A 26,018-nucleotide genomic window follows, 5' to 3' on the forward strand; every position below is an offset into this window, starting at 1 on the left:
TATCTTCAAGTAATGCGATTTTTATGCGTCTGACCTTTGCTTGAGTTTCGCGGTGAAGGGAATGGCGAGCCTCCACGGGGCGTGCAGACGGTGTTGCCACCCCCTGACGAGTGCGCATGAAACGGAGGGTTAGTGCTGTTGATTTCCCTGCACCGCATCGTCATGTGGGTTGCGGCCGAGAAACGTGCAAAAGTTGTAGGCGCAGGTCGCTTGGCCCCAAGCCGATAGGTTCGCCAGGCCAGCCTGCCCTCGGCTCAGCTCGCGCCAGTCTTGGCTTGAGGTGCCCCCATACTAAGTTCCATGGGCGTTGGCCTTCTCACTTGGCGAAGAACCTCCCATTCTGCCCAGCACTTCCTTCACTGTCGCATCGAGTCCGACGGGGAAGCCTAATCCGTGGTCCTCTTCGTCAGCAAGGTAGACCAGCGCATGCTCAGGGTACTCCGGAATCCACGCGGCGTACTTTGCATGCCAGAGGCGAAGGTGAGTGTCGAGGGGATTGAGCTTCCAGGCGAGGCGCCCGCGAGCAGTGCCTACCTCACGGGAATTCCGATATGTGATGTCGGCGCTAAGCCAATCACTCATTGCCAAGTTCAATGGCCGCAGACCATGCTCAGTGATGCTACGAATCAACCTGTGCAGCTCTCGTTCCTCGGGGGTGAAGATGGCGAAAACCTCGGTGAACTGACGCTCGTAGCCTATGCCGGGTGCAGGGCGTGTTGGAAGACGAGCGTCCAGCGCATCTTGCAGGCGGCCTATCAGCTTGCGCTGTGAGATGAATACTTCGCGGGATGCCTGAAGGAGCGAGGCCATCTGAAGTAGGCGCGCGGCTTCGATTGCCTTGTTCTTTCGCCATTGCCTGACCTGAATCGCCCCGGGTTTCGAGGAGGCTCCAACTCTGGAGAATGGAGCCATGAAGAAGTCCCCGAAGTTTTCGCCCGAGGTGCGTGAGCGTGCCGTGCGCATGGTGCTGGAGCACCGAGCAGAACACCCGTCGCAGTGGGCGGCCATCGAATCCATCGCCGACAAGATCGGCTGCGTGCCGCAGACCTTGCACACTTGGGTGAAACAGCACGAGGTCGATGCCGGCCAGCGAGACGGTGTCTCGACTGCGGAGGCTCAGCGCATCAAGGAACTGGAACGAGAGGTGCGCGAGCTGCGCAAGGCCAACGAGATTCTGAAGCTGGCCAGCGCGTTTTTCGCCCAGGCGGAGCTCGACCGCCGCATCAAGTCTTGAAGGCGTTCATCGACCAGCACCGCCAGCAGCTTGGGGTCGAGCCGATCTGCCGCGTCCTGCAGATTGCCCCATCGGCGTACTGGTGCCACGTCGCGTGCCAGCGCAGCCCGGCCTTGCGCTCTTTGCGAGCTCAGCGCGACGTGCAACTGCTACCGCAGGTGCAGCGCGTCTGGCAGGCCAACCATCAGGTCTACGGCGCCGAGAAGGTCTGGCGCCAGCTCAACCGCGAAGGCGTCGCCGTGGGGCGCTGCACCGTCGAGCGGCTGATGCGCCAGCTCGGGCTGCAGGGTGTGCGCCGAGGCAAGGCCGTGCGCACCACCATTCCCGATCTCAAGGCGCCATGCCCGTTGGACCGCGTCAATCGGCAGTTCCGGGCCGAGCGGCCGAACCAGCTGTGGGTCTCGGACTTCACCTATGTCTCAACCTGGCAGGGCTGGGTGTATGTGGCGTTCGTCATCGACGTGTTCAGCCGGCGCATCGTGGGTTGGCGTCAGAGCAGTTCGATGCACACCGAGTTCGTACTCGACGCATTGGAGCAGGCGCTGTACGACCGCAAGCCGTCCAAGGGCCTGGTGCATCACTCCGACCGCGGCTCGCAATACCTGTCGATCCGCTACAGCGAGCGGCTGGCCGAGGCCGGAATCGAGCCCTCAGTGGGCTCCAAGGGCGACAGCTACGACACTCAGTTCAAATTCCTCCCTGAACGCCGACCTGGCCTGACCCGAGCTATGACTGGCCTTGCTGCCTTTGCGTTGACCTGTCGACCATGTCGGACGTTCCCCGCGCACCGTCGGGCTCAGCGCATGTGACCTTATAGGAGCTTTGTTCTGCACCCTGAGTGTCCTGTCCGGCTGTTGAGGTTGGCGATGCCATCAGCAACTTTGGGGGCACATGCGAGTGAATCAGAACGAGGTCATTCTTGGGGTCGATACCCATCTGGATAAGCACGTTGGCGCCGTCATCAGCGTCGCTGGCAAACTCCTTGCGACGCAGGCTGTAGAAACGACGGCTGCCGGCTACCTGCAGTTGCTTGCTTGGGCACGATCGCTTGGAGATGTGCGACGTGCGGGCATCGAGGGAACCGCCACCTATGGCTCTGGCCTGACGAAGGCCCTGCGGGACAACAACATCGAGGTCTTCGAAGTCAACCGACCGGATCGCGCAACGCGGAGGTCGCGTGGAAAGTCGGATCCAACCGATGCGGAGAGTGCGGCCTGCGCTGTCTTGTCCGGGCGCGCGACAGCGATCCCTAAGGAGCAGTCTGGCGCTGCGCAGGCGATGCGTGCTGTGTCGGTTGCTCGCAGAAGTGCAGTGAAGGCGCGTACGCAGGCCATCAATCAACTACGCGGGCTGTTGGTCAGCGCGCCACAGGAGATTCGAGAACGCTTGCTGAGTGCAAGGACCGAGGAATGCGTCGGCGCTTGCGCGCGGGTCCGATCACTGGGCACGACCATCCTGTTGAAGTCACTGACCGCGACACTTCGCATCCTCGCGAAGCGCTGGCTGGCCCTTGACGCCGAGATCAAGCTCATGGACAGCCAGCTTGAGCGTCTGACGAATGACCACGCTCCAAAACTGCGAGCGGAGTTCGGAGTCGGCGCGCAGACAGCCGCCGTACTCATCTGTGTGGCGGGCGACAACCCCGACCGACTCAAAAGTGAAGCTGCGTTGGCTGCACTCTGCGGCGTGAGCCCGCTGCAGGCGTCATCTGGCAAGACGGCGCGCCACCGACTGAACAGGGGTGGCGATCGTGCTGCGAACAACGCTCTGTGGACCATCGCAATGGTTCGCATGCGTAGCGAACCGCGGACCCAAGCGTACGTGGCACGACGCACCTCCGAGGGCCTGTCGAGGAAGGAAATCCAACGCTGCTTAAAGCGCTACATCGTGCGTGAGCTATACCCCTTAATCCTTGCTGATCTGAGGCACTAGGCTCCGGCCCCTTGACATAGGAGCGTCAACGCACTGGCCGAGACCATCAACGGGCTGTACAAGGCCGAGGTCATTCACCGGCGCGGGCCTTGGAAGACCAAGCAGGCGGTGGAACTGGCAACACTGGAATGGGTCGCTTGGTTCAACCATCACCGGCTGATGGGCCCACTGGGCCATGTGCCGCCTGCTGAGTTCGAAGCCAATTACCATCGTCACCGCGCTGGTCAGGCCGCGACCGCCTGACTTAAACCAACAGGCCTCCTCGGAACCCGGGGCGATTCAACCAGGTCCGCGGCCAGCTTTGCCACGTATCCAAGCGCTGCGATGATCGCGCCGGTGACGGCTGTTCCAAGCCACTCTGGCACTGAAGCGAGTTGAGACATAGTGCTCTGTCGTTGAACTTGGGTTGCCTAATGTTATATCTACACGGGTCGAGAAGGCGGGGCTGTTGGGTCAGAGCAGGGAGAGGTTGCTGCGTACCTCAGATCGGGCCGGGGCAGTCAGCCGAGGCGAGTCCAATTGAAAGAGTTGCTAGGCATCCGTGCCGGCCAGACGGATATCGTGTGCCAGCAGTACACGGCGACTCTTCGGATTGGCTGCGTCAACTAGCCCGGAAGCTGATTTTTCGGGAGATCATAGATCCGGCCCTTGTGCGTGATGAAAGCAGTATTTCCGTCTACGCCTGCGCCGGAAATGGTTACTTGAAAGCTCGCCTTTTGCTTGTTCTTTAGTTCCTTGAGCAAAACAAGATCGCCGTCTTCGAGAACAAGCCTGTGCGAGATGCGATTGCTGTCGATGAAACTGAGGACTTTGGACATTGCTCGCTCCTAGCGTTTGCATGAAGGATTGATTGCCTCGTGAGAGGCGCGCTCGGACTGAGCGTGAGTAAGCAATATGCACCATGGTCTTGCCCGCGGCTCGGGTTTCATACTCCCGGTTGATGAAGGCGGATGCACTCCTTCGACGGACTAGCGCTGATGCTAAATGGCCGGAGCTGGCTGGCCGCGAGAAGCGATGATCAGCTGCCTAGCGTAGCGCGTCCTGAATCGCCCCGGGTTTGAACTGACCGCCAGAAGTTGGGCGGTTGGAAGCTAGCAACTCAATGCCTGCGTTCGGTACTGGGCCGGGCTCAAACCATTGAGTTTGAGCTTGATGCGTTGATGGTTTTAGTAGTGGATGTAGGGGCGCAGGCCCGTCTTCAAATCTGCGATGTCAGCGAGTTTGTTGAGGTAGAAGAACTCGGACTTGAGCGTGCCGAAGAAGCTCTCCATTGCGGCGTTGTCCAGGCAATTGCCTTTGGCTGCCTGCCGCAGCCGGACTTCGGATAGCTTGATGGTCGCGACGCCGCTAGCGCGGATTCTTGACGAGGTCGCCCTGCTGCGGCGTCAGTGCAAGGCGATGCCTGCCATTCAAGACAAGCTTCGTGCGCAGAGTAACTGGCAACTGCAGCGGCTGGGTTCCCGCCCCGTTGTGTCTCACGGGGCAAGCTCAATGCGTCGCGACACGGCCTTCGATCCAGGCCGCGAGATCTACCTGGCGCCAGGCCACCGCTCGATCTGACAGACGAATGGGACCGGGGAACTGCTTCTTAGCGATCATCCGGTAGATCGTGGAGCGGCCCAGGCCTGTCATGTGCATGACCATTGGCAGTCGAAGGAGCGTCGGTGAAGGCCTGCCTGGTTTGCTGGTGTCGTGATTCGCTTGCATAAGCTGCTCCGCAGCCTGGTTCTTTCACCTCAGGTGTGCTCAGGTCCCGCGGTTGAGCTGAAATCGAGCGAATTTCGTGCGCCTGGCATGCGCTGAGCACCAGCGTCCACGTGTCGCGTACGCGGCCTTGGTTGCGGGGGGCGCGGCCGCCCCCCCGGGGCCCTAGCCGAACGGGCTGAACTGCAAAACTTCGCGGCCCTTCCCTTTGCCAGGGTGCGTGGGCCGTCTTCCCTCACGCCTTGCGTGAGCGGGCCCCCTTGGCGAACAGGCCGACTGGAGGAAGCGCGCTTCGCGCGACGGTCGGCCAGATCGCCACCCCGTCCACCCGCCGCGCCGATGCCGGGACGCGCATGCCCATAGTGCGCAATCATCGTGGGAAGTTGTGCGCATTTCAGCGAAGGTCTAACGAGGATTGAGCCTGGCGCTTGAGCGACTTGCTCGCTCACGATTTCTACCAAGCTGCCAGTTCAGCCGGTGCTGGGAAAGAGGTTAAGGGTTGGCAGCAGTAGTGCTGCGGTGGCGCTGACGGTTGCTATGCGGGCCATCCATCGGGGCCGCCAGGTGGTCAGCGCCACCACGCTCACGGCGGCCAGCGTTAGCTGGGCCACCCACTCGACCCAGGCGATGCCGACATCGGTGCGCGGCCAGACCGTCACCCATGACAGCGCAAAGGCCAGCAGCGCCAACGCTCGCAGCCAGCGCCGCCGGCACGGCTCCAGCGGCCGCTCCATTGCGTCTTCGTGATGCCTGTCCATGGCCAGGCACAGGGCCGTGAAGGCGACCTGGCAGCACAGCAACTGATGCAGCATCGTCATCCTGCGCACCCGACCTGAGCCGCGGGCCTTTCGGGGGTAGGACTTGCCCGCCGGGCCACGGGCTTGCAGTGCCAGGCCAGCAGCCCTAGCAGCAGGGCGGTGGCCATAAAGCCTGTATCGACCGCAACGATCACAGCTGAACCCTGGGCCAGACCGGGGCCGGTCAATGCATCCAGCACCGGCAGACCGGCGAAAGCCACCGCGCCAACGGCAAACAAGCGGCGCCATCCGCAGCCGAGCGCCGAGCCGATCAGGCTCAGCCCCCAGACCGCGAAGAAGGTCTTCAGCTCGGCGTCGGGCCTCTCGGGCAGGCCCGTAGGCAGCAAGCGGTTGGCATGGAAGAAGGCGGCCATGGCCAGCGGAAGGCCGGCGATGGTGCCGATATTGAGCGTGTTCACCAGCCGGTGCCCGAAGCTCAAAGCCTGTTTGCGGCGGTCGACCTCGGCGCGGCGCTTGACGCACCACAGCACCAGGCCGGTGGCGACCATGGCGCTGCCCAGCAGGCCGAAGCCGAACAGCAGTCCGCGCAGCGGCAGGTCGGCAAAGCGGGCGATATGCAGGCCGTAGAGCACGCCATAGGTCTTGGTGGCCGGCGCGGTGACGTCGACCTGATGCAGTAGTTGCAAGGTGGCGGCATCGAACAGCAGGCGGGGGCCGCGGTACTGCAAGCGGTCGCCGTCGTGGCGATTGAGTTCGACCACGGTCCGGTCGCCTTCCCGCTGCAGGGCCACCGCCTCGATGCGTGCGCCGGGTAGCAGGGCCTGTGCCTGGCTCAGCACCCGGCCCCAGCCGGCCTCGCCGATCAGAGGCAGGGCCGCGGCCTCGGCCTTGCTGCCACCCCGCTTGCGCGGCGTCGGCTCGCCGGCCAGCTCGCTGAAATAGGCATTCGTCTGCTTGCCGTAAGCGGCGGCGATGCCTGCCGGCATGTACTGGCTGTGCAGTGTCATCAGGCCGCTGAAGGTGATCACCAAGAAGAAGGGCAGGGCCAGCACGGAGCTGAGGTTGTGCGCATCGAGCCAGGCCCGCTGCCCGGCCTTGGCGCGGGGGCGGAAGGTGAAGAAGTCCTTGAAGATGCGCCGGTGCGTGACGATGCCGCTGAGCAGGGCCACCAGCATCAACAGGGTGGCCAGGCCGACCAGCCAGCGGCCCTCCAGAATCCAGCGGCTTTGCTGGGCCGAGCGCAGCTCGAAATGGAAGCGGTAGAAGAACTCGCCGGCGCCAAACGTAGCGCGCGCCGCAACGGGCTCACCGCCGGCTGGGTCCAGCCAGCGCTGCTCGAAACGTGCGCGCTGGCCCGCCGTCGCCGGTTCGCGCCAGCTCAGGGTGGCCAGCGGTCGGCGCTCGTCGGCCGGCGTTAGGCGCCAGCTTTGCGCTTGCGGCGCGAGCCGCTGCAGCGCGGTTTCGGCATCGGCCAGCTGGATGGCCGTCACGCCGTGAGCCTCACGGCCCAGGCCATGCAGCTCGGGCCTGCTCCAGTGGTTCAGCTCCAGCTTGAAGAAGGCCATGCTGCCGCTCAGGAAGATGGCAAACAGCAGCCAGCCCAGCAGCAGGCCGACCCAGGTGTGCAGCCAGGCCATGGCCTGGCGCAGGCCCTCGCGGGTTCCGTCGATTCTCATGAAAGGGTTCCCGTTTGGATCATCACAGCCAGCCCAAGCACCAGCGCTGGCGTGAGGACATAGGCCCAGGCGCGCAGAGCGGTGCGGCAGGCAAATGCCGTCATGAAGGCCACGGCATAGACGAGGAAGGCTAGCATCACGCCACCAATCGTGGCTTCTGCCCGCGGCAGCCCCGGCCACAGCGGCAGATAGACAGCGCTGGCGGCGGCCACGGCGGCGGCCAGCAGATAGCCACCACCCAGCGCCGCCAGCGCCCGCGATGCCACGACCATGCGGTAGCGCCACATCGCTCAGAAGTGGCCGCGCAGGCTCAGCATCAGGCTGCGCGGGTCACCGTAGTTGGGATAGTCGAGATTGGCCCAGTAGGACTTGTCGAGCGCATTGCGCACCGACAGCCCCAGGCTCAGCTTGTCGTTGATGCGGTAGCTGGCATGCAGATTGAGCAGGGCATAGGCATCCTGCGTCACCGTGACCGTACCCAGCTTTGGATGCGGAATGCCATAGCCGGTGACGACGCTCTGCCAGTTGAAGCCGCCGCCCAGGGTCACGCGCTCCCAGGCGCCCGGCAGCTTGTAGCTGGTCGTCAGCTGCATGCTGTGCTTGGGCAGATTGGCATAGATCAGGTCGTTCGGATGGCGGCTGGTGCGGGTCTGGGTGAAGCCGGCATTGAGCGTCCAGCTGGGGCTCAGGCTGCCGCTGGCGTCGAACTCGAAGCCGCGGCTCTTGGTGCCGTTGACGGCAATCTGCGGATAGCTGCCGTCGGGCAGCTTGAAGCTGTCGGGCACCGACATATCGCGCACCGCGTAGTTGTCCTGCTTGGCCTGGAACAGCGCGAAGCTCAGGGCCAGCCGCTTGTCCAGCAGCTCGGCCTTCAGGCCCAGCTCGGCGTTCGAGCCCAGCACCGGCGAGAGCAGGTTGTCGTTCTTGTCCTTGGCGCTTTGCGGCTTGAAGATGTCGGTGTAGCTGGCATAGACCGACAGCTCGCGGTTCAGGTCGTAGACAAAGCCCAGGTACGGCGTCAGCTCCTTGCTGACCTTGTAGGCGCCGGTGGTGTTGACGAAGGCACCGCTGGTGTTGAAGTTGTCGGTGCGGGTTTGCCAGTTGCTGAGGCGCGCGCCGGTGATCAGGGCCAGGCTATCGCTGACACGCCAGCGTGCCGAGGCGAATACCCCCAGTTGCTCGGTGGTGGCGATGCGCGAGGCGCCGGTACGGCTGTAGGTCGGCACCGGGGCCTCGCCATTCCACTGGCGGATGTTGGGGATGGCATAGCTCCAGTTGGCCAACGAGCTCAGCGTCGGCGTCAATGTTTCGAGCTTGGAGTAGCTGGCGCCCAGCACCAGGTCATGCTCGCGGCCGAACAGTGTGAAGCGCCCGTTGGCATAGACGTCGAGGCCGTCGCGGGTGTCTTCGCTGACGCCCACGGCGGCCAGCAGGCGCAGGCCGGCACCGGTGACAAGATCCGGATAGCCGCTGCCATAGGTGCGCAGGCTCATCGAATCGCCCTGGGTGCGGTTGTAGATGGCCTTCAGATTCCAGTCCGCTCCGAGCTTTTGCTCCAAGGTGGCATAGGCGGTCCCCGACTGGCGCGCCCAGCGGGTCCAGCTCGGCGAGAAGCTGGTCGAACGCGGCAGATCGGCCAGCGAGCCGTCGGCCGCAAAGCGCGGGATGGTGCCCCAGATCGGCGCCTCGGGCACATTGTTCTGGTTCTGGTAGCCCAGCACCACCGTCGTGCCCGGCAGCAGTTCGGCCTCCACCGTGCCCAGATAGCTGGTCTTGCGCTCGCTGTAGCGGTCACGGAAGCTGTCGCGGTCCTGCACGGCGGCGACGAAGCGGCTGCGCAGGCGCCCGTCCGCCTTCAGCGGCACATTGACATCGGCTTCCAGCCGGCGGTGGTTCCAAGAGCCGAAGGTCAGGGCCGCCGAGGCGTCGAAACCCTTGTGGGCGCGTTTGCGCAGCATATTGACGGTGGCCGACGGATTGCCTGCACCGCTCATCAGGCCATTGGCTCCGCGCACGACCTCAATGCGTTCGTACAGCGCGGTGTCGTACTCCTGGTTGGTGTTGCCGCTGTAGGTCGGCACTCCATCGACCTGGAAATCGGTGATCTGGAAGCCCCGTGCGTAGTACAGCGGGCGCTGGGTGTCGTAGAAGGTGACGTTGATGCCGGTCACGTTCTTCAGCACTTCGTTGATGCTGAACAGGTTCTCGAGCTCGATGCGCTCGCGGTCGAGGATGCTGATCGATTGCGGCGTCTCGCGCACCGTCAGCGCCAGCTTGGTGCTGGCGCCCTCGAGCAGCTTGCGGGACGAGCTGACGACGACCTTGTCGAGCTTGATCTCGGCTTCCTGTGCGTTGGCGATCGAGTGACCCAGCATCAGCGCGGCGATGGCGGAGAGGGTAGGGCGGATGTGGTTTCTTGCGGGCATGAGAGGGCTCCAGGCCGTGGCCGAAGCCGGCCGGCCTTGTTTCATAAAGTGCGGGGAGGGCGCCGACGGGGGCGCGAAGGGCTTACTTGGCCGGCGTGCCGGGGGCAGGCAGCGGCAACGGGGCCAGGCCCTGTGCCAGGCTGAAGCTGAGCGTGGTCACATACTGGCCGACATCGAATTTCTGCCCCGCGCGCTCGCCGCCGCTGCGGTCGGTGTGCTTGACCTCCAGCGCATAGGCACTCTTCCACGGCAAGGTGATGCTGAGGCGGCCTGTTGTATCGGCCTGGACCGCACGGGACCAGCCCGAGGCAGCGACCACCTCCACCTTGGCCTCGGGCAAGGGCTGACCCTTGAAGAAGACCTGGAACTCGTTGGCCTTGCCGGTGGGCACCAGGTCAAGGCTCAACGATGGTTGGCGCGCGGCCAGGTCCCCGACCCAGCGCGCGGCGGGCAGCCAGACATGGCGCTCGATCTTCTCGCCCAGCTTGCGCTCCCAGGAGGGGTAGCCCAACTCCTGGGCGATCAGGGACTCACCGGTGCTGGCACGAGCAGCCAGGGCAAAGGCATTGGCCTGCTTGCTCAGCTCGACGGCACGCTCGCCCTGGGCCGTCACCACGCGGGCCGAGAGCTGGTTGAATTTGTCCAGCATGCCGGGCGAGGTTTCGCGCAGATTGTCAGCAAACTCGCCCAGATGGACGCGGGCCCCGCTGGCGTCCTGCTCTATCCAGATCTGATGGGCTTGGGACTGCAGGGCCGTGAACGCCAGCAGGGCGGCAAGCTGGGTCTTGTTCTTCAACATGGCAACTCCAAAAGAAGCGGCGCGCACCAGCGCGCCGGGCCCGATGCGGGCAGGAATGAGAAAACGTGAGGGAGCTGGCATGCCTCAGAACGAGGCGGCTGGCCGGGCAGGCGGGCGCTGGGATGCGCGCGCTGCCGGAATAATCGCTTAGATGCGAATGATTCTTATTTTATAGGTGGTTCGAGCCGAAAGTCCAGTCACTTTGACGGTTTGCAGCCGGGTCTTGAGCACAGGCCGTACAAGGCCAGCGCGTGCTCCTGCAGTTCGAAGCCGCGGGCCCGGGCCACCTCGCGATGCCGCTCTTCGATCTCGGGATCAAAGAACTCCTCAACCTGGCCGCAGTTCATGCACACCAGATGGTCGTGGTGCTTGCCCTCATTGAGCTCGAACACTGATTTGCCGGTCTAGAAATGGCTGCGTGCCAAGAGCCCGGCCTGCTCGAACTGCATCAGCACGCGATAGACGGTGGTCAGGCTCACATCCGAGCCTTGGGCCAGCAGCAGCTTGTAAACCTCTTCGGCGCTCAGGTGCCATCACTCATTCACTGAATCACAGACCCACGTTCGTAGAAGCAAAGCACAGGCTGAGCCCGGACACAAGGCGTCCTGAGAACGGCTTGTGCCTAGTGAAGGGATGAGCCTCCGGCTCGTCGCGGCCTGCAAGCCAGACCGGCAGCAGGGGAACCCGATAACCCGCCCGTGGCACGCTCGGTGCGCTGAGCCAACAACGACGAACGAATGGGGTCTTGCTGAGCGGTTCGTATCCGGGGTAGCGGCCTGATCCGCAGCAAGCCCGTTTGTAGATGTTCAGTCTGTTCCTCGTTGCGTTGCCGCTGTTCAGAACACAGGTCTAGAAATGAAAAGGGCCCTGCAGGGTCAGGTCTTGCTATTGGAGCTTGAAGCGGTGGGAAGTCCCTGTAACGGGTTAGGCGCCATTTTTGGCATGCAGCGCCTCAAGAAGCAGCGAGTGGCTTTGAATTACTTCACGAACACATAGCTCGGTGACGAACAGGACTTCGGCATAGCTATTGGCGTGCTGGAAATCGCTCATGTTGAGAATAGTTCCGGCGTCGGTAATGAAATGCGCGATAGCAACCCGAAACTGTGGGTTCAGGACTTCATCGAAGAAGCCTTTGATCGGCTTTCCAACGTGCTTTTGGTATGACTCTGCAATGTGCTCGGATGCCGGAACAACTTCCCTTCGTCCCTGAAGCGATATTCCTTTTGATCTTGCTCTGACGAACACTTCGTTCCGGACTGCGCCGAGCAAACCTTCAAGGATCTTGTAATAACACAAGAACGTGTAGAAATCGCTATGCGAATTTTTGGCTTCACGGTACATGGCATGCACCGGGGCCATCTCTGGGTAGAGATTGCTGATGTGCTGACTAAATATTGCTTGGCGATACGGCGACACGTATTCGATTGCATGTCGGTCGTTCTTCGGGTCGTGCACGCGAATTGTTGTAAGCACGATTGGGCAATTGGCCACGTAGCTTAGGTAGTCCACGAATGGCAAAACAGTCTCGGAGAACTTCCGACGAGCTTCAGCAGTGCTGGTTGCTGTGCATTCGAAAGAGACCAACGACTGCTCGCCTTTGCTGTTTTTCTTGAACTCAAACATGCCGCCCGCACACCGTACCCGGCTCATTGCTTGATCTTGCGGCAATAGGAGATACGAGCCGCCGTCCTCGACGCCAAAGTCGCCTTTGATCCCTTCGGTGGCCGAGTTTGCCTTTGCGAGAAGTGCCTCTACCTTGAAAGTGCGTGTAGACGAATCTTTTAGTCGACTCTGATCGTCTCGCTTTTCGTTCGCCATGATTGCCAGAACGTGCAGTTCACCTCTGACGCCGGCAGGACCGAGTGATTCGTTTGGGATATCGCTGGATGGTGACGATGTGTTCTTCATGGCGCCTAACGTTGAAGCTAACCGGCCAGCGACGGCAGGACGCCGAAGGGCCAGAATGAAATGAGGCCCGAAGGCGGCATGCCGTTGCGGGTCCGGTTGAGCGGCAGGTTAGAGCGCATTGGCGATTCCGCACTCACGGCAGGCCCCTACTTCGCGCACTGATGGCTTGATTGATGCGCTGCGCAACGAATCGGCTGAGGTAATAGGAAATAACAAACGGCAGCACTGACACAAAAGCACCATATGCAATGGCGTATGGAATGACTTCAATAGATCTCGCCCAAACAGCTGCAAAGACTGACAAGATGCCCAGGAATGCAGCGAATGGCCAAGCGAAGCTGAGCTTGGCGCGCTTGGCCACGACAGCAATGGGGCCGGCGACCAAACCACCACCTAAACCAAAGTAGACCAGTACACCAAGGACGACTGCTTCGCTATGCGCGTATGCCGGCGTACACCATGCAAGCGCTGCGGTGGCCGCTGCAAGGCGGAGAAGGCGATCCTTATTGCGCGGTGCAAGCATGTGCGCTCTAACGTTGAAGCTGAGGGGCCGGAGCCAGTTGGCCGCGCGGAGCTGAAAATGGCCAGGAAGCGTAGCGCGGCCAGCTGGCGCAGGTCCACTCGAGCGACCAGTTAGGCCTCGCTTGATCCATCATCTGCCTCGCAATCACAGTTGAAGCGTTGGCCACCGCAACCAGCGCATCGCTCAACATCGCAGCCTTCAACATGAAACTCACCCTTCACGGCAACACAGTCATGACACGGGCGCGCGTCGGCACCCCAGTCGTCTTCCTCTTCGCCATAGCGAACTCGGGGAACATCCTTGCCGCCAATCTCACATGTTGGTGACAGCTGCGCCTGCTGAACTCTCTCAGGCCATCCAGCGATCACCGATACGCCTCGAAAGGTGACTTTCTCAGGTTGATTCATAGCTATACGGCGACGAGGCCTAACGTTGAAGCTGAGGGGCCGCAGCCAGCTGGCCGCGCGCAGCTGAAAATGTACAGGCAGCGTAGCGCGGCCAGCTGGCGGAGGTCCACTCGAGCGAAGTGTTAGGCGTCATTTCTTTACCGTGTCCCTCACATAGTCTCGCGTAGCGATTACACCTTTGCGGCACTGATGTGCCAAGGCGATTTCAGTGCGAGATCGAGCGCGGCTCAGCGCTGTCTCAAGCTGAGATAGGTATGTCTCGATCCCCTGCGGTGGTGCTGCCGCCTCAAAGGTTTGTGTGCAAACCTCTTCGGCAGTGCTGCGATAGACGTGCATAAGGACTGGAATGACCGCAAACGGTCGCTTCGGTAGAGCTCCGTATAGCGCTAGCCCGATTTCCTCGGCTACGGCCCCGTCAGCATGTGGCTTGAGTAGCTTTGCTGCCTTCAGCCACGAGGTCTCGGCATCTTCAATGCCGAACAGAATGTCGCGATCCCAGGCCGCAGAGTGTTCGTAGGCTTTGATGAACGCAGCGGGACCATTTGAGCGAATTTGTGCGAGCGCTGCCCCGGCGCTGAGCCGCTTCTCAGAGACGGAGCTTTGGCCAGCGCCAGTAAGCGCGACCACAAGAGCGATGGCGAGGGCGGTGTTCAATGACGCCTAACGTTGAAGCTGAGCCGCGAGCTGCGGCTGGGCACGCAAGGCCCAGAATGAAATGGGGGCCTGAAGTGGCCGGCCGTTGCGAGTCGGCTCCAGCGAAGGGTTAGGCTTCACTTTGCGCTCGTGGCGACGGCCAACTGGGACAGCGTACTTGGAAGGTACGACTGATCGAGCTCTATAGCGAATGCGAGCTTGTTGCCGAAGGTAGCTTCGGACCATGCGACTCCGCTAACGGTGATATGCCCTGCCGCTTGTGCCTGGACCAGCAGCGTGAATTGCTCTTCTCGCGGTTGGAGTCTGGCTTCACCTTTGAGCGACTGGTACAACTGCTTGAGTTCGGCTTCGAAGCGCTCAATGTCGCCTGCTTCAAGCCAAGGCTCAACACGACCGCTGAAGCAGGGCACGACTATCTCCACCGACGCTTGGCACCAACCCTCGGTGGGATGCGGGTTCCGAAGCGAAATTCGAACGTACTCGGACTCCGAACCGAGCTGGATGGCGGGCATATGAAGCCTAACGTTGAAGCTAACCGGCCCACGACGGCAGGACACCGAAGGGCCAGAATGAAATGAGGCCCGAAGGCGGCGTGCCGTTGCGGGTCCGGTTGAGCGACGGGTTGGGCATCGAAGGCCGTGCCTAATGGGCTTGTCGGAGCACCCACCAAATGGGTGACGCAGAGAGCGCAATCAGCCCAATAGACTGAATGGCAGCGGCGAGCGCAGTCTTGGCTGGTTGCCGATTCAACCATACGTATGAAAGCCAGAGAACAAGTGGCATTCCTACGATTAGCCACCAACGAAGTTCCGCTTGCGACGTGATTCGGATCCCCAGTAGGGCCAGCAACGAGTCCGCCAAAATGCCCGCGAAAACACAAAGGGCGGAGAGGCCAAGAGAAAGATTGCGGACGAATGCGGTCATGTTTGCGATGCCCAACGTGTTGTAGGGAGACAGGTGTGTCCGTTTATCACGGTCAGCTGTCTCCCTAATGCGGCACCCCCTACCTGCCTGTAGGGCGCACCAAGTCTGGGTTTGCGTTGCATACATGTGTATTTATACAGTACTATCAAATCCGGCAAAAGCGGCGCAGGCAGTTTGCCAGTCCTAACGGGCTAGATCTTTGTGGTTTGCCCGACGACGGACTGCGTGCCGTTGATTGGAGGCAAGCATGCTCAGTCCGTCAATCACTCTTGCAGGGGGAGCTCGGTCAGTTGCCCGCGGCCTTCTTCGCCCGCCCCCGTCTCAACTGCCTCCGCTGCAGTCGGTCAAGCTTCTCGACCAGGTCCGTGAGCGGATCCGCTACTTGCATTACAGCCGCCGCACCGAGGAGGCTTATGTGCACAGGTGTCGGGCCTTCATACGCTTCCATGGCATTCGCCACCCGGCAGAGATGGGAGGTCCGGAGGTCGAGGCTTATCTGAGTTGGCTCTCGAACGAACGGGAAGTGGCGGTTTCAACGCACCGCCAGGCCTTGTCGGCACTGCTGTTTCTCTACGGAAAGGTTTTGGGTCTTTCTTTGCCGTGGATGACGGACATAGGGCGCCCTCAGGTGAAGCGACGCCTGCCGGTGGTCTTGAGCCAAGCCGAAGTGTTGGCCGTGCTGGATCATTTGGAGGGGACCCATCGCCTGCTGGCTCAGTTGCTCTATGGCACTGGCATGCGGATCACTGAGGCGCTGCAGCTTCGGGTGAAGGATCTGGACTTTGACCACGCGGCGGTCATCGTTCGTGAGGGCAAAGGCGGCAAGGATCGGGTGGTCATGTTGCCGCAGAGCCTGGCCCAGGGCTTGCGGTGGCAACTCAATGCGGCTCGTTCGATGTGGATGCAAGATCAAGAGGCCGGGCGGGGTGGCGTCTTCATGCCGGATGCGCTGGAGCGTAAGTATCCGAGGGCCGGTGCCTCATGGGTGTGGTTCTGGGTTTTTCCTCAGGCCGATCACTCCACTGATCCGCAGAGCGGCGTGGTCAGACGGCATCATCTGTACGACCAAACCTTCCAGCGTGCATTCAAACGGGCGACTGCTGCTGCGGGCATCCCCAAGCCGGCGACGCCACACACCCTGCGTCACGCATTTGCGACCCACCTGCTGCAAGCGGGCTATGACATCCGCACCGTTCAGGAGTTGCTGGGCCATTCCGACGTCGCAACAACCATGATCTACACACATGTGCTCAAGATGGGCGGCGCAGGCGTGCGCAGTCCGATGGATTCATTGAGCCTTCAATCGGCAGGTCGACGGCCGCAGCCATGGCCAGCCGAATAGCTGCCCTTCGTCTACGCCTGCTACTGGCCGCAAGCCGACACGCTACGCCCAACTCACCGAGACAGCCAGCTACCGTACATGTAGACCATAGAGTAGGTCTTGTCGCTAAACCCTGGAAAGTTCTGCTTCAAGTACACGGTACCCCGTCCGTCATAGTCAGCAGAGAAATATGCCGCTGCCACAAGTTGTGACGCCCGTTCCTCCGCATCTCGAATTTCTTCCTCAGTGACAGCAGGGAACTGATCCGGCAACTCTGGAAGAGCCTCGTACATCCCGCGCCAAACCGGATCTCTGAGCGTCCTTTCTCTCCAGGCTGCCGCGTCGAGAAGCGAGTCGGAAAATTGCAGCCCAGGGTTTGGGTAGAGCGTCGTTGCTCGCATCTCCGCCCGCTCATCTGGCGGGGTCGAATGCTGTCGTCGTCGAAGCCAGTTAAACATAGTCGAACCATTGTCCACCCTGGCCCGCCGATTGTCGGCATCCAGCCCGGTGCTGAGGTTCAAACGAACTTCGGCTTTGGGCACATTGCTGCCCCACGATTGCCGAGTCTGACCGACTGCAATCAGCGTCTCGGATTTGTCTTCGCGCCGCCAACGGTAGCAGTGCAACGGATGCAGCCGTTCGCCGTCAGGTACCGATTCCCGGTTTGACGGCAATGGCGGTCAATGAGACTTCTGCATTGCTTCGGCACGCGCGGCCGTTGTTAAGCATCCTGCCAAGTTGAGTTGAACCGCAGGGCCGTTCCTACCGTCGTAGCTGTGGCTGGGTGTGGGACTCCAAGCGCTGTTCAAGCGCTTTGACGAACTGCGGCAGAGACGTTCCCAGGGCTGAAACCCAAAGCCGAAGCTCGAGCACATCCAATCGCCTAACGCCTCGTTCAACGCGACTGACATGCGTCTGCTCCCAGTTCAGTTTCTCCGCGAGAGAAACTTGCGTGAGGCCTGCTTCGGTGCGCATCTCAATAAGTAGCTCGCGTAGCAGGAGCTGTTCTTGCGTGTGTAGGTTCTTTTGCATTGACCGGCATCGGGGTTTGCCGGCACCTTCCTGTAAAAAGAAAAATAGACGAAAATCGTCTATCTTGATTGGGTACGCAATCGATCTGACAGGGACGGTGATGAAGCTACCTCAAACCCTAGAGCACATTCGCGCCGCGTTGTTGCGCCGAGGTCGTTCTGTGCACGACGCTGACGACCTTGTGCAGGAGGCTTGGGTTCGCCTGGCTTGCTATGAAGGTGAGCAGGTGGTTGCCAAGCCTGAGGCTTTCATGATGCGAACGGCTCTGAATCTGTCCATTGATGCTCACCGGTCTAGCGTCTGCCACGGTGAACAGCTGATGGTGGACGAGGTTGTCCTGCTTGACACCGCTCCTGGCACTGAGGCGATCGTGCTGGCTCGGGAGCGCATGGCGCGTTTAAGCCTTGGGTTAGGGCGCTTGACTGATAAGACCCGGGACATTTTTCTGTCACACCGGATCGATGGTTTGACTTACCAAGAGATTGCCCAGAATCATGGCTTGAGCACCAGCACGGTGGAAAAGCATGTCGCCAAGGCCACCCTGCAGCTGACTAGCTGGATGGAAGGTTGGTAGTGGTCGCTGAGTTTGATGGGGAGCCCGGTAGGGCAGGGCGGGTGGACAGTGAACGTCTTGGGCTGTCTGAGGATGCGAGAGGACATTCACCGCCTTTGGTGACGCCTGACATCGCTGCTGAAGCCGCTGTGTGGGTTGCCCGATTGCATGGCCCCAGCCGGACGCAGGCCATGGAGCGCGAGTGCTTGGCGTGGCAGGCCCAGTCATCCGCGCATCAGCTTGCCTTTGAACGATGTACGGAGACATGGCTGGCGGTTGCGAATCTCAGTCTCAGTGCCTACGCCAACGCCTGGGGCAGTGCAAAAAGGTCTCCAGAGCAGCGCGTGAGAGTCGCCAGGCCTATGCAGTGGGCCTTGGCGGCACTGTTCCTGGTGCTGGCCTCCGTGCTGGTCTTGGCGCTGCAGCCATGGCAAACCGGAGAGGTGTACGCCACGGGAGTGGGGGAGCACCGGGTGGTGATGCTGGCGGATGGCAGTCGCATGTCTTTGAACACTGCCACAAAAGTCCGTGCAAGTCATAGTTCGTCTCAGCGGCTCGTTGAAGTCGAGGCTGGGGAGGCGCTGTTCGAAGTGGCCAAGGACACCAGCCGCCCCTTCTTGGTGACTGCGGGCGAGACCGAGGTCAAAGCGACTGGAACTGCGTTTCTCGTGCACTTGAGGCCGAGCAGTCAAGCGGTCAGCACCTCGCTCGAAGTGACCTTGATCGAGGGGCAGGTTGTTTTGCGGCCTCAGACTGGCCTGTTGGCCGCAGCGGAAGTTGCTGGTTCGGGTCCGGTCGTGATGAAGGCTGGGGAGCGTGTGCGCGTTGATGGCGCAATGGCTGCTCCACGGATGTCCAAGGCTCGAGTTGATCGGCCAGGTCTGGATCGGGCTGTGGCCTGGACACGTGGTGAATCCTCGTTTGACGATGTCACCCTCAACGAGGCCGTGGCCGAGATGAACCGCTATAGCTCGAAGCCCATCGTGATGGTCGATGCCGACAGGCTCAAGGCGCTGCGAGTCAGTGGCCTGTTCAGGACCGGCGACAGTGCGAGCTTTGCGCGTGCTGTGGCGGCGCTGCATGGCTTTGACGTCAGAGAGCACTCTGATCGTTTGGAGTTGGCTCCCCGCTGAAACGATGCTGCTGGTGCAGCAGCAGGGCAGGGGAGAGGCGGCCCTTTCCCGTGCCAGCGGGCGGGGGCTTCACTGCCTCCATGCGGTGCATGAACGCGCCCCCGTGCCGGACAGGCCTGTGGCCAGACCGGCACCGCTGACACTCGCCACGCTCGATGCCGGGCCGCCGGAGCCCGTTCAGGCCGACTTAATGTCGCGCCTGGGAGGCTAAACGCGCGCTGTGCTCAAAAGGGTCCGGATGCGGTCCGGATATGGTCCGCTTTTGGTCCGGATACGGTTCGCTTACGGTCCGGTTTTGGTCCGGATACGGTCCGGATATGGTCCGGATATGGTCCGGTTTCGGTTCACATCCGCCAGGTTTCTGCCGGTTGGCTAGCGACTAGGCTCACCGCGCGCTCGGAAAGTTAGGCGTTGGCGATGACTTGGCCCCGAATTTCAGCGCTTGGCCGCAGCTTTGAAGGCCAAGAACAGTAGAAAAACTGAGTGCAGGATAGGCTAGCTGCCAGCATTTGGATGCCAATCTTGCCTTTCCGCGCGCTGCTGTGGATTGGGGTTTTGGCGGACCCGGGCGCTATGTTGATCTGATGGATTTAGAAGGCAGGTTTAGGCTGAGAGCGTAAGTTCACCAGCGGCCGCTTTGCGGCGGCGCCGGTACGGACGGCGAATCCAAGGGGCCGTGCTCCGCCTTGCCGCCGATCGCCAGCAGACGGTGCAGATCATCGCGGGCAGGTGTTTGCATGCAGGTGCTAACCCGCCGAGTCGTGGCAACATACACTGCTACTGCGCTCCGGAAATGCACAGAAGTCGATGTAACAAGCTGCCGGATTTGTGGGTAAATTTGGCACTGTATGGAGTTGCAGTCATGCGGGGAGAAAGTGTCGTGCAGCAGGCACTTTGGAACGCCAACCTGTCGGAGTTTATGCAGCACGTTCCGGTGTTAGAGCGCAGTGCCTGTCTCCCTACAACACGTTGAACAGCTGAATGATCCATCGCGCTGTATTCCTGCTGGGCTTCTTGCCGACATTGGCCTTCCCAGCGCCTCCGAATGAGCTCGACCCCGTGGTGCGGCTCTATCGCGACTTCGCATGGGAAGCTGTAATCGACACGCCGACCGCTGGTCCAGGGCTTCTTTCCCAGTCTGACGCTGTCTGGTCGCGCTATTTCTCCCCTCGGCTAATCAAGCTACTTCGAAACGACCGCCAATGTGTGGCGCGAACGCGGGAAATCTGCAAGCTTGATTTCAGTCCGATCTGGGCATCACAAGATCCTGGTGCAGCTAGGCTGAAGGTCGTTCCTGGCGAGACGCCGGCAACCGTTAACGTGTACTTCGACTATCCCGGCAATGGAAAGCGCATCAGCATGAAGTTCTTGCTACAAAAGCCCGACGCCAGATGGCTCATCGACGACATCCAGTATGAAGATGGCCAGCGACTCGGGAAGCTCCTGGAGGCGCGGGAATGAGCGCTGTAGTTGGCGGTGTGGCCATCTGTTCAACCCGTCATTCGAGCCGATCGCCTTCGGCGCCAGCTCAACTTCGACGTTAGGCCTCAAAACAGCCGACCCTTGGCGCGCACGTTAAAGAACATGCGACGATTGACCCCCGAACGACTGACACCCAGCAATGAGCATTGAGTTCCTGAAGACCGACTTCGAGAAGGTGAGTTACTTACTCAACTTGCTTGTCGCGCATGCAACAGGAAAGGCCGCGGAATCCAGCGAGTACGAGCGGCTAAGACACCAATTGCTCTCTGACCCTACGATCGCAGACGCGCTTCCTGCTTGGGTAAAGACACACAGGAACCTGGAGTCCTTCTGGGGCTTCATTCAGCCAAAATTCAAATCGTATGCCGAGCGTCGGACCTACTTGTCCGAGCAGTTCACGCCCCTGCTCGACGCGCTTGAATTTGATGATCTGAAGTCGCTGCAGAACCGAACTAACGTACGGGAACGGCAGAAGGAATCCTCGATAACGCGGAACAAGCGGAAGGTTTTCATAGTTCACGGCCGTAACAATGAAGTCAAGCAGGAAGTCAGTCGCTTCATTGAACACCAAGGAATAGAGACCATCGTCCTTCACGAGCAGGCGAGCGCTGGAATGACCATCATCGAGAAAATTGAGCACTACTCGAATGATGCGGACTTTGCTTTAGTTCTCTATACCGCCTGCGATCATGGCCGCGGTGTTCATGAGACGAAGATTCCGCCGAAGAATCGCGCTAGGCAGAACGTCGTGTTCGAACACGGTTATCTGATGGCCAAACTGGGGCGCGAGAACGTCTGTGCCCTGGTCCAGGGCGACATCGAAACACCAAACGACATTAGTGGGGTTGTCTACGTTTCACTTGACCAGTTTGGAGCGTGGAAACTCGAAGTGCTCAAAGAGCTTAAGGCCTGCGGCTACCAAGTCGCTGAATCGCAGTGACGAAGGTCTTTCACCACGCGGTTAGGCCGAATCAGTCGCTTGAGCCGACTCGCGTCGGCAAGCAGCCGCTCGCGGCTCAGCTTCAACGTTAAGCCTGACAAGTGCAGCCGTTGACCTCCTACGTTCTTGATCGCGAGTCGATCAAGCTTAATTGCTATCAGCTGATTTGCCTCTTCTACGCCAACAAAGAGATCGCGCGGCACAGCGATCCAACGCACGAGTATCCTGACCCCGCCGCGCAGCTGGAACGCGCCTTCTTTCCTCGCGAACTAACACGACTGTTACTGAGTATCGCCATCGCTGTGCGAACGCTCGACGATCAGATGAATTCGCGTAGGGCAGACGATCCAGATCGAGTTAGGTACGTTGCCAACCGCGATGTCGTCAACAAGCGGCACAACTGCATGATGTTCGATAAGCTGAGCCTACGTGAGACTTGCAACAAGCTCATTCATGCTTCCACCGTCGAAACGCATACGACAGACGGCGTCGAGCCACACAAGTACGACGAGTACATGTGGGAGGGTTGGCAGCACGCCAGAGAAGGAGACCAAACAGGTGAGCAGGAGAAGACAGAGGCGATGCCTTGGCAGCACCTATCTGGGCTGGTAAGACTTGGTGGCCGCCACGGGCGACAGGAGTGGTGGCTGCTGCTTGAAGTTCCGGTCTTCGTCGACGCCGTCTGCGGACTCTTGGAAGGTGAGGCCTAACCAGCCGCTGGAGCCGACGCGCACCGGCAAGCCGACGCTTGCGGCAGAGCTTCAACGTTGAGTGATCGCTTTCAGGCGTCGAGTTCGGTAAAACGAAGGACCGCCGTTGCTGCATAGCAGCCGACCGATGGCCAATGACGCCTTCAGGCTGATTGCAGCCGGTCGCACTGAATCCGGCCATCGGACGCTTCCAACCCCAGAGCTGACGACGACATCGTCACGTGAACTGCCGAAAAGCTGCCCGCCGCCCAGTCGCAGGCCCACGGCCTGCGACACCCGGGAGATCTCCCGCGGTAAGACACGAATCCTTCCTCGCATCTGCTACGCCCCTGAGCAGTTCATCGCCTGCCTCGAGGTGCCAGGTACGACCCGTGCTCGTTGTACTTCCTGTTCCCAACGGTCGGGTCAAAGCCTGCCGAGAGCATCTTCGAATCCGCCAGATAGAGCAGCACCAGTACTTCGTCCCCTCGCAGTCGAACGCACTGCTCAAAAACCTCATACCTGTCAGCGTCCGAGTTGGTGAACCAAGCATCGGCAGACTGCTTCCCCAGGATGCGGCACTCCTTGCCCTCATAGAGCAGGTCGTAGGCGAAGCTGTCTTCGTCGACGGTGTCCTTCAGATACCACCGACGGGGGACATGCTTGGCAGTTGCTTGCCAGCGCAGCCCATCCTTGGAGTAGCAAGCAATGATGACGGGCAGCGTGTCAACGCCCACCAGGCGCAAGGCTGTGGCGGTCAAGCTGGTCTCAAACCGCTGTGCAACGTCACTCAGCTGCTTGAAGTTTGGGCGATCCACGCCGCGAAGGGCCTCGTGGAACAGGCTTGCTGGCATCAGCAGATGGGAAGCAAACGTGTCGGCTTCCTTCTCAAGCGCGGTCGACGAGGAAAAGTTGTCTTCAACGGCATCTACCCGGCACCGGAACGAACGGCCGCGGTGCAGCGTCCAATGGCCAAGTTCGTGCGCTACCGAAAAGCGCTCCCGACCACGATAGCTGGAAGGGTTGATCGTAGCGATAGCTCGATCTCCCACACCGACAAGCGTCGCTTCGCAGCCGCTGAGCTGCTCGTAGACCACTTCGACGCCGGCATCAAAGGCAATCGCTTCGACGTCCAGTTCCTCTACGCTGCTGATACCCAGACTTTCGATGACAGCTTCGGCGTGCTCACCGGGAGTCATGCCTCGTCGTCCTTGCCAGCTTGCTCAAGTCTTTTCATCTGCCAGTAAAGCCTCAGCACCTCCTCCGGTGGCATCTCGCCGAGCTTTCTGGCAGCCAACGTAAATCGAGGGTCGTTCTGAGCCTGAGCGATGAACCGCTTCGCCTCGTCAAGTGACACCGCTCCCGCCTGATGTGACGATGCATCTGACAGCGCACGGTTGGCTTCAACCCCGGCCCGAGCAGCGGCCATCCGACGCTTGCCAGCTGCAGTCCTGGCTGACTTCAGAAGTGCCTGCGCTCGGCTCTCGGTAGCGGCCATATCTACCCCCTCGAGCACCTGGTCATCAGGCATTGCAATCAACTCTGCGGCCAATGCGTCCACAAAGTTGTCAAAGTTCGAGGGCTTGTTCATTTCGTTCTCCGGTCGGGGTCCACGGTCTTCAAACGGCGCTCCAGCCGTTTGCGGGCAGCCTCGTACTTCTTCTTGTCCCAATCGAGAGCCCCGGCCGCTTCGTCGCCGCGCAGGCCGTCGGCCCAAGCCATCACCAGCATCTCCAGTTCCTCGTCACCGGCCACCGCGGCGTAGACGGCGACTAGTTGCTCCTTGCCGGACAGCGAGTCTTCGGGCGTGATAGTCACCTTGCCCTGCGCCTGGCGCCGGATATCGGTCTCATCTGCCGGCTGGCCGTCCGCCAGCGCAACGGCCTCATCCACCGGGCTCAGCTCAGCGCGCTTGCGCGCGTCGCTCGCGATGCTGCGCATGGCGTTCTTTACGACAACCACCGGATGCACGTCGGCTGGCCAGACACGCCGACCTTCCATGAAGCGGGTCAGCGCCTCGTGCAGCAGGTCGTCACCGGTCAGTTCTGAAACGCCGCCGCACAGCACGCCGGCGATGGTTTCCAGGCGGCTCCAGTCCGCTGCAGATGCCGCCAGCGCCCGGATCGCCGCATCGACCTGCGCAGGGTTCAGGCGGGCGCCGGTCACAGGCGGGTCGTCGGACTCATCGAATTCTTGGGACATGTAGGGGCTTCCTCCTTTAAAGACGCCTGGCAGCTTGCCTGCGGACGCCCTGCCTAAATTTTTTTCAAAGGTGCGTCCGCGGCGCCATTTTGGGGCGTCTTAGTCAGTGTGGCACCTGGGTTTCATCCGATGCTGCAGCTGTGTAAGACCTCGAAAGCCCGACCGATGAGCACCAACCTCCTGACCCCGGCATCCATCACCCTCGCCTCCTCTGCCTACCTGGAGCGCCTGGCGCAGGAACTCGACGTTCCGCCTTCCCGGTACGAAGAAGCCAGGCGCCGATTCAAATCTGTCGGTGAGTGGCTCTGCCGCGAGGAGTCGACGCTGAAGGACCTGGAGCCGGACGTCTACGTGCAGGGCTCGTTCAAGCTGGGCATCCCTATCCGGCCAGTGAACGAGGACGAGCACTACGACGTCGACCTGGTCTGCGAGTTGAAGGCCGCCACCAAAGCCATGTCCCAGCAGCGCCTGAAGGAGTTGCTCGGCCACGAGATGAAGCTGTACGCGAAGGCCCACGGCATGAAGCAGGTCGGGGAAAGCCGGCGCTGCTGGACGCTGGACTACGCGGACGGCGCCCAGTTCCACCTGGACGCCCTCCCCGCCATCCCGGATGCCGAGGGCCAACGTCGCGTCTTGGCATCGCGCGGCTTGACGAACACCTGGTCGGACACCGCCATCGCGATCACCGACAACGAGCACCCACGCTACCGTGAGGTGAGCGACGCCTGGCCCCACAGCAACCCGCGCGGGTACACCGAATGGTTCCGCAGCCGGATGCGCACCGTCTTCGAGGCGCGCCGCAACGCCATGGCGCTGGAAGCGCGGGCTTCCGTGGAGGACATCCCTTCGTACCGAGTGAAGACGCCCCTGCAGCAGGGCATCCAGGTCCTGAAGCGCCACCGCGACCTGATGTTCGCCGACGACCCGACTGACAAACCCATCTCCGTCATCCTGACCACGCTGTCGGCGCTGGCCTATCAAAGCGAGCCGACGGTTGCCCAGGCGCTGCAGGGAATCTTGGCGCGGATGGACTCGTTCATCCAGTACGACGCGCAGGGCTTTCCGGTCATCCTAAACCCCACCGACCCGGCCGAAAACTTTGCAGACCGCTGGCGCCAGTATCCCAAGCGCCGCGAAGCGTTTTTCACCTGGCTTCAGCGCGCTCGCGCTGACCTCAAGGAGCTTACCTCGCAATGGGAGCCCAAGGTCTTGATGGAGGCCGCAGAGCGCTTCTCTGGGCGTCGCACAGCGGTGCTGGCAAGCGTTCCCGCCACCCAGGGCAAGCGCACTTTGCTCTCCCTGGTTCCGCGCGCGGCCGCACTCTTGAGCGCCCCGCACCGCCAAGCACCTACCTGGCCCGCCGTGCGCATGGGACACGTGCGCATCGACAAGGCGACCTGGCAGAGCAATGGCTTCTCCCGCCCCATGCGCTTCTACAGCGACTCCCAGCCGTTGCGGAAAAACCTGGACCTGAAGTTCGAGGCTCACACGGACGTGCCCGCGCCCTATGACGTCTATTGGCAGGTGGTCAATTCGGGGCTGGAAGCCACGCAGGCTCGATCGCTGCGGGGCGGCTTCAACAAGGGCACAGTGGGTGTCGGCTCGCTGGTCTACCGAGACGCCACGGCGTACACCGGCACGCACACGCTGGAGTGCTTCATCGTCAAGAACGGGCTCTTGGTCGCCCGCAGCGGTGTCTTTGTCGTCAACATTGCCTGAGA

26 protein-coding genes, 5 pseudogenes and 1 other annotated feature are annotated in these 26,018 nt (G+C 61.3%); of the genes and pseudogenes, 12 read left to right on the top strand and 19 right to left on the bottom strand.

Translation table 11 applies throughout. The features are described from left to right. Positions 1–291 precede the first annotated feature (291 nt). Positions 292–912 carry a hypothetical protein gene (locus OOB33_RS12820; RefSeq protein ID WP_271008965.1) on the bottom strand — a complete coding sequence of 207 codons (621 nt, stop codon included), beginning with the start codon at positions 910–912 and terminating at the stop codon, positions 292–294. On the opposite strand from OOB33_RS12820, the pseudogene OOB33_RS12825 reads away from it, so the two are divergent. The 3 genes and pseudogenes from OOB33_RS12825 to OOB33_RS12835 form a co-directional block, all read left to right on the top strand. Beyond that, a pseudogene (locus OOB33_RS12825) lies at positions 911–1,962 on the top strand (IS3 family transposase); the annotation flags it as partial. The gene OOB33_RS12820 and the pseudogene OOB33_RS12825 overlap by 2 nt on opposite strands. Next, positions 1,189–1,305, top strand: a sequence feature (AL1L pseudoknot). It overlaps the preceding pseudogene by 117 nt. Positions 1,963–2,131: 169 nt before the next feature. Next, on the top strand, positions 2,132–3,166 hold the full coding sequence (locus OOB33_RS12830) for an IS110 family transposase (protein ID WP_442953044.1): 1,035 nt from the start codon (positions 2,132–2,134) through the stop codon (positions 3,164–3,166). Between the two features lie 27 nt (positions 3,167–3,193). Next, positions 3,194–3,409, top strand: a pseudogene (locus OOB33_RS12835) (integrase core domain-containing protein); the annotation flags it as partial. A 362-nt stretch (positions 3,410–3,771) separates the two neighbouring features. On the opposite strand, the gene OOB33_RS12840 reads toward OOB33_RS12835, so the two are convergent. Together OOB33_RS12840 and OOB33_RS12845 are read right to left on the bottom strand one after the other, a co-directional pair. Further along, positions 3,772–3,984 (bottom strand): hypothetical protein, encoded by a 213-nt coding sequence (locus OOB33_RS12840; protein WP_271008967.1) that lies wholly within the window; start codon positions 3,982–3,984, stop codon positions 3,772–3,774. A 273-nt stretch (positions 3,985–4,257) separates the two neighbouring features. Next, positions 4,258–4,464 (bottom strand): annotated as a pseudogene (locus OOB33_RS12845) (IS3 family transposase); the annotation flags it as partial. Between OOB33_RS12845 and OOB33_RS12850 the strand changes: the two are divergent. Continuing rightward, positions 4,418–4,726: a hypothetical protein gene (locus tag OOB33_RS12850; RefSeq protein ID WP_271010094.1), complete on the top strand. Its 309-nt coding sequence runs from the start codon at positions 4,418–4,420 to the stop codon at positions 4,724–4,726. The pseudogene OOB33_RS12845 and the gene OOB33_RS12850 sit on opposite strands and share 47 nt — an antisense overlap. On the opposite strand, the gene OOB33_RS12855 is transcribed toward OOB33_RS12850, so the two are convergent. The 11 genes and pseudogenes from OOB33_RS12855 to OOB33_RS12905 form a co-directional block, all read right to left on the bottom strand. Next, positions 4,655–4,873, bottom strand: a complete 219-nt coding sequence (locus tag OOB33_RS12855; protein WP_271008968.1) for a helix-turn-helix transcriptional regulator — start codon at positions 4,871–4,873, stop codon at positions 4,655–4,657. The genes OOB33_RS12850 and OOB33_RS12855 overlap by 72 nt on opposite strands. Positions 4,874–5,340: 467 nt before the next feature. After that, positions 5,341–5,688, bottom strand: a complete 348-nt coding sequence (locus OOB33_RS12860) for a DUF3325 domain-containing protein (protein WP_271008969.1) — start codon at positions 5,686–5,688, stop codon at positions 5,341–5,343. Next, positions 5,685–7,304, bottom strand: a complete 1,620-nt coding sequence (locus OOB33_RS12865) for a PepSY-associated TM helix domain-containing protein (RefSeq protein WP_271008970.1) — start codon at positions 7,302–7,304, stop codon at positions 5,685–5,687. Before OOB33_RS12865 ends, OOB33_RS12860 begins: the two co-directional genes overlap by 4 nt. Beyond that, positions 7,301–7,591, bottom strand: a complete 291-nt coding sequence (locus OOB33_RS12870; RefSeq protein ID WP_271008971.1) for a DUF3649 domain-containing protein — start codon at positions 7,589–7,591, stop codon at positions 7,301–7,303. Before OOB33_RS12870 ends, OOB33_RS12865 begins: the two co-directional genes overlap by 4 nt. A gap of 3 nt (positions 7,592–7,594) precedes the next feature. After that, positions 7,595–9,730, bottom strand: a complete 2,136-nt coding sequence (locus OOB33_RS12875; RefSeq protein ID WP_271008972.1) for a TonB-dependent siderophore receptor — start codon at positions 9,728–9,730, stop codon at positions 7,595–7,597. 82 nt (positions 9,731–9,812) lie between these two features. Then, positions 9,813–10,529, bottom strand: a complete 717-nt coding sequence (locus tag OOB33_RS12880) for a cobalt ABC transporter substrate-binding protein (protein ID WP_271008973.1) — start codon at positions 10,527–10,529, stop codon at positions 9,813–9,815. Between the two features lie 197 nt (positions 10,530–10,726). Beyond that, positions 10,727–11,059 (bottom strand): annotated as a pseudogene (locus OOB33_RS12885) (transcriptional repressor); the annotation flags it as partial. 394 nt (positions 11,060–11,453) lie between these two features. After that, positions 11,454–12,437 (bottom strand): methylamine utilization protein MauJ, encoded by a 984-nt coding sequence (gene mauJ, locus OOB33_RS12890; protein ID WP_271008974.1) that lies wholly within the window; start codon positions 12,435–12,437, stop codon positions 11,454–11,456. Positions 12,438–12,570: 133 nt separating this feature from the next. Further along, the gene (locus OOB33_RS12895; RefSeq protein WP_271008975.1) at positions 12,571–12,960 is read right to left on the bottom strand and encodes a hypothetical protein; all 390 of its coding nucleotides are present in this window, start codon (positions 12,958–12,960) and stop codon (positions 12,571–12,573) included. Positions 12,961–13,496: 536 nt separating this feature from the next. Next, on the bottom strand, positions 13,497–14,021 hold the full coding sequence (locus tag OOB33_RS12900; protein WP_271008976.1) for a hypothetical protein: 525 nt from the start codon (positions 14,019–14,021) through the stop codon (positions 13,497–13,499). Positions 14,022–14,137: 116 nt separating this feature from the next. Further along, entirely contained in the window at positions 14,138–14,533 is a 396-nt protein-coding gene (locus OOB33_RS12905; RefSeq protein ID WP_271008977.1) for a WapI family immunity protein, read from the bottom strand. Between the two features lie 794 nt (positions 14,534–15,327). Here OOB33_RS12905 and OOB33_RS12910 point away from each other — a divergent pair. Next, entirely contained in the window at positions 15,328–16,287 is a 960-nt protein-coding gene (locus tag OOB33_RS12910; RefSeq protein WP_442953008.1) for an integron integrase, read from the top strand. A gap of 53 nt (positions 16,288–16,340) precedes the next feature. Here the strand turns inward: OOB33_RS12910 and OOB33_RS12915 are convergent, their stop codons facing one another. After that, positions 16,341–16,787 (bottom strand): hypothetical protein, encoded by a 447-nt coding sequence (locus OOB33_RS12915; RefSeq protein ID WP_271008978.1) that lies wholly within the window; start codon positions 16,785–16,787, stop codon positions 16,341–16,343. Between the two features lie 241 nt (positions 16,788–17,028). Then, positions 17,029–17,298, bottom strand: a complete 270-nt coding sequence (locus OOB33_RS12920) for a helix-turn-helix domain-containing protein (RefSeq protein ID WP_263569006.1) — start codon at positions 17,296–17,298, stop codon at positions 17,029–17,031. 100 nt (positions 17,299–17,398) lie between these two features. Here OOB33_RS12920 and OOB33_RS12925 point away from each other — a divergent pair, with 100 nt between their 5' ends. The 6 genes and pseudogenes from OOB33_RS12925 to OOB33_RS12950 all read left to right on the top strand — a co-directional run bounded on the left by OOB33_RS12925 (position 17,399) and on the right by OOB33_RS12950 (position 22,116). Then, complete coding sequence (locus OOB33_RS12925) at positions 17,399–17,872, top strand: RNA polymerase sigma factor (protein ID WP_271008979.1); 474 nt, start codon at positions 17,399–17,401, stop codon at positions 17,870–17,872. Positions 17,873–18,000: 128 nt separating this feature from the next. Further along, positions 18,001–18,096, top strand: a pseudogene (locus OOB33_RS12930) (DUF4880 domain-containing protein); the annotation flags it as partial. A 129-nt stretch (positions 18,097–18,225) separates the two neighbouring features. After that, positions 18,226–18,984 (top strand): FecR family protein, encoded by a 759-nt coding sequence (locus OOB33_RS12935; protein ID WP_271010049.1) that lies wholly within the window; start codon positions 18,226–18,228, stop codon positions 18,982–18,984. A 981-nt stretch (positions 18,985–19,965) separates the two neighbouring features. Continuing rightward, positions 19,966–20,445, top strand: a complete 480-nt coding sequence (locus tag OOB33_RS12940) for a DUF3828 domain-containing protein (RefSeq protein WP_271008980.1) — start codon at positions 19,966–19,968, stop codon at positions 20,443–20,445. A gap of 160 nt (positions 20,446–20,605) precedes the next feature. Further along, the gene (locus OOB33_RS12945; RefSeq protein WP_271008981.1) at positions 20,606–21,406 is read left to right on the top strand and encodes a nucleotide-binding protein; all 801 of its coding nucleotides are present in this window, start codon (positions 20,606–20,608) and stop codon (positions 21,404–21,406) included. Between the two features lie 110 nt (positions 21,407–21,516). Further along, on the top strand, positions 21,517–22,116 hold the full coding sequence (locus tag OOB33_RS12950) for a hypothetical protein (protein ID WP_271008982.1): 600 nt from the start codon (positions 21,517–21,519) through the stop codon (positions 22,114–22,116). A 338-nt stretch (positions 22,117–22,454) separates the two neighbouring features. On the opposite strand, the gene OOB33_RS12955 is transcribed toward OOB33_RS12950, so the two are convergent. The 3 genes from OOB33_RS12955 to OOB33_RS12965 are packed head-to-tail and all read right to left on the bottom strand — an operon-like array spanning position 22,455 to position 24,297. Then, the gene (locus tag OOB33_RS12955) at positions 22,455–23,294 is read right to left on the bottom strand and encodes an ImmA/IrrE family metallo-endopeptidase (RefSeq protein WP_271008983.1); all 840 of its coding nucleotides are present in this window, start codon (positions 23,292–23,294) and stop codon (positions 22,455–22,457) included. Then, positions 23,291–23,686 carry a hypothetical protein gene (locus OOB33_RS12960; RefSeq protein WP_271008984.1) on the bottom strand — a complete coding sequence of 132 codons (396 nt, stop codon included), beginning with the start codon at positions 23,684–23,686 and terminating at the stop codon, positions 23,291–23,293. Before OOB33_RS12960 ends, OOB33_RS12955 begins: the two co-directional genes overlap by 4 nt. Next, positions 23,683–24,297 carry a hypothetical protein gene (locus tag OOB33_RS12965; RefSeq protein ID WP_271008985.1) on the bottom strand — a complete coding sequence of 205 codons (615 nt, stop codon included), beginning with the start codon at positions 24,295–24,297 and terminating at the stop codon, positions 23,683–23,685. The genes OOB33_RS12960 and OOB33_RS12965 overlap by 4 nt, the downstream gene beginning before the upstream one ends. A gap of 165 nt (positions 24,298–24,462) precedes the next feature. On the opposite strand from OOB33_RS12965, the gene OOB33_RS12970 reads away from it, so the two are divergent. Beyond that, entirely contained in the window at positions 24,463–26,016 is a 1,554-nt protein-coding gene (locus OOB33_RS12970) for a nucleotidyltransferase (RefSeq protein WP_271008986.1), read from the top strand. Positions 26,017–26,018: the final 2 nt, after the last annotated feature.

Source organism: Paucibacter sp. B51, from assembly GCF_027863535.1.
In the GTDB taxonomy this organism is placed as follows: Bacteria; Pseudomonadota; Gammaproteobacteria; order Burkholderiales; family Burkholderiaceae_C; genus Paucibacter_A; species Paucibacter_A aquatilis.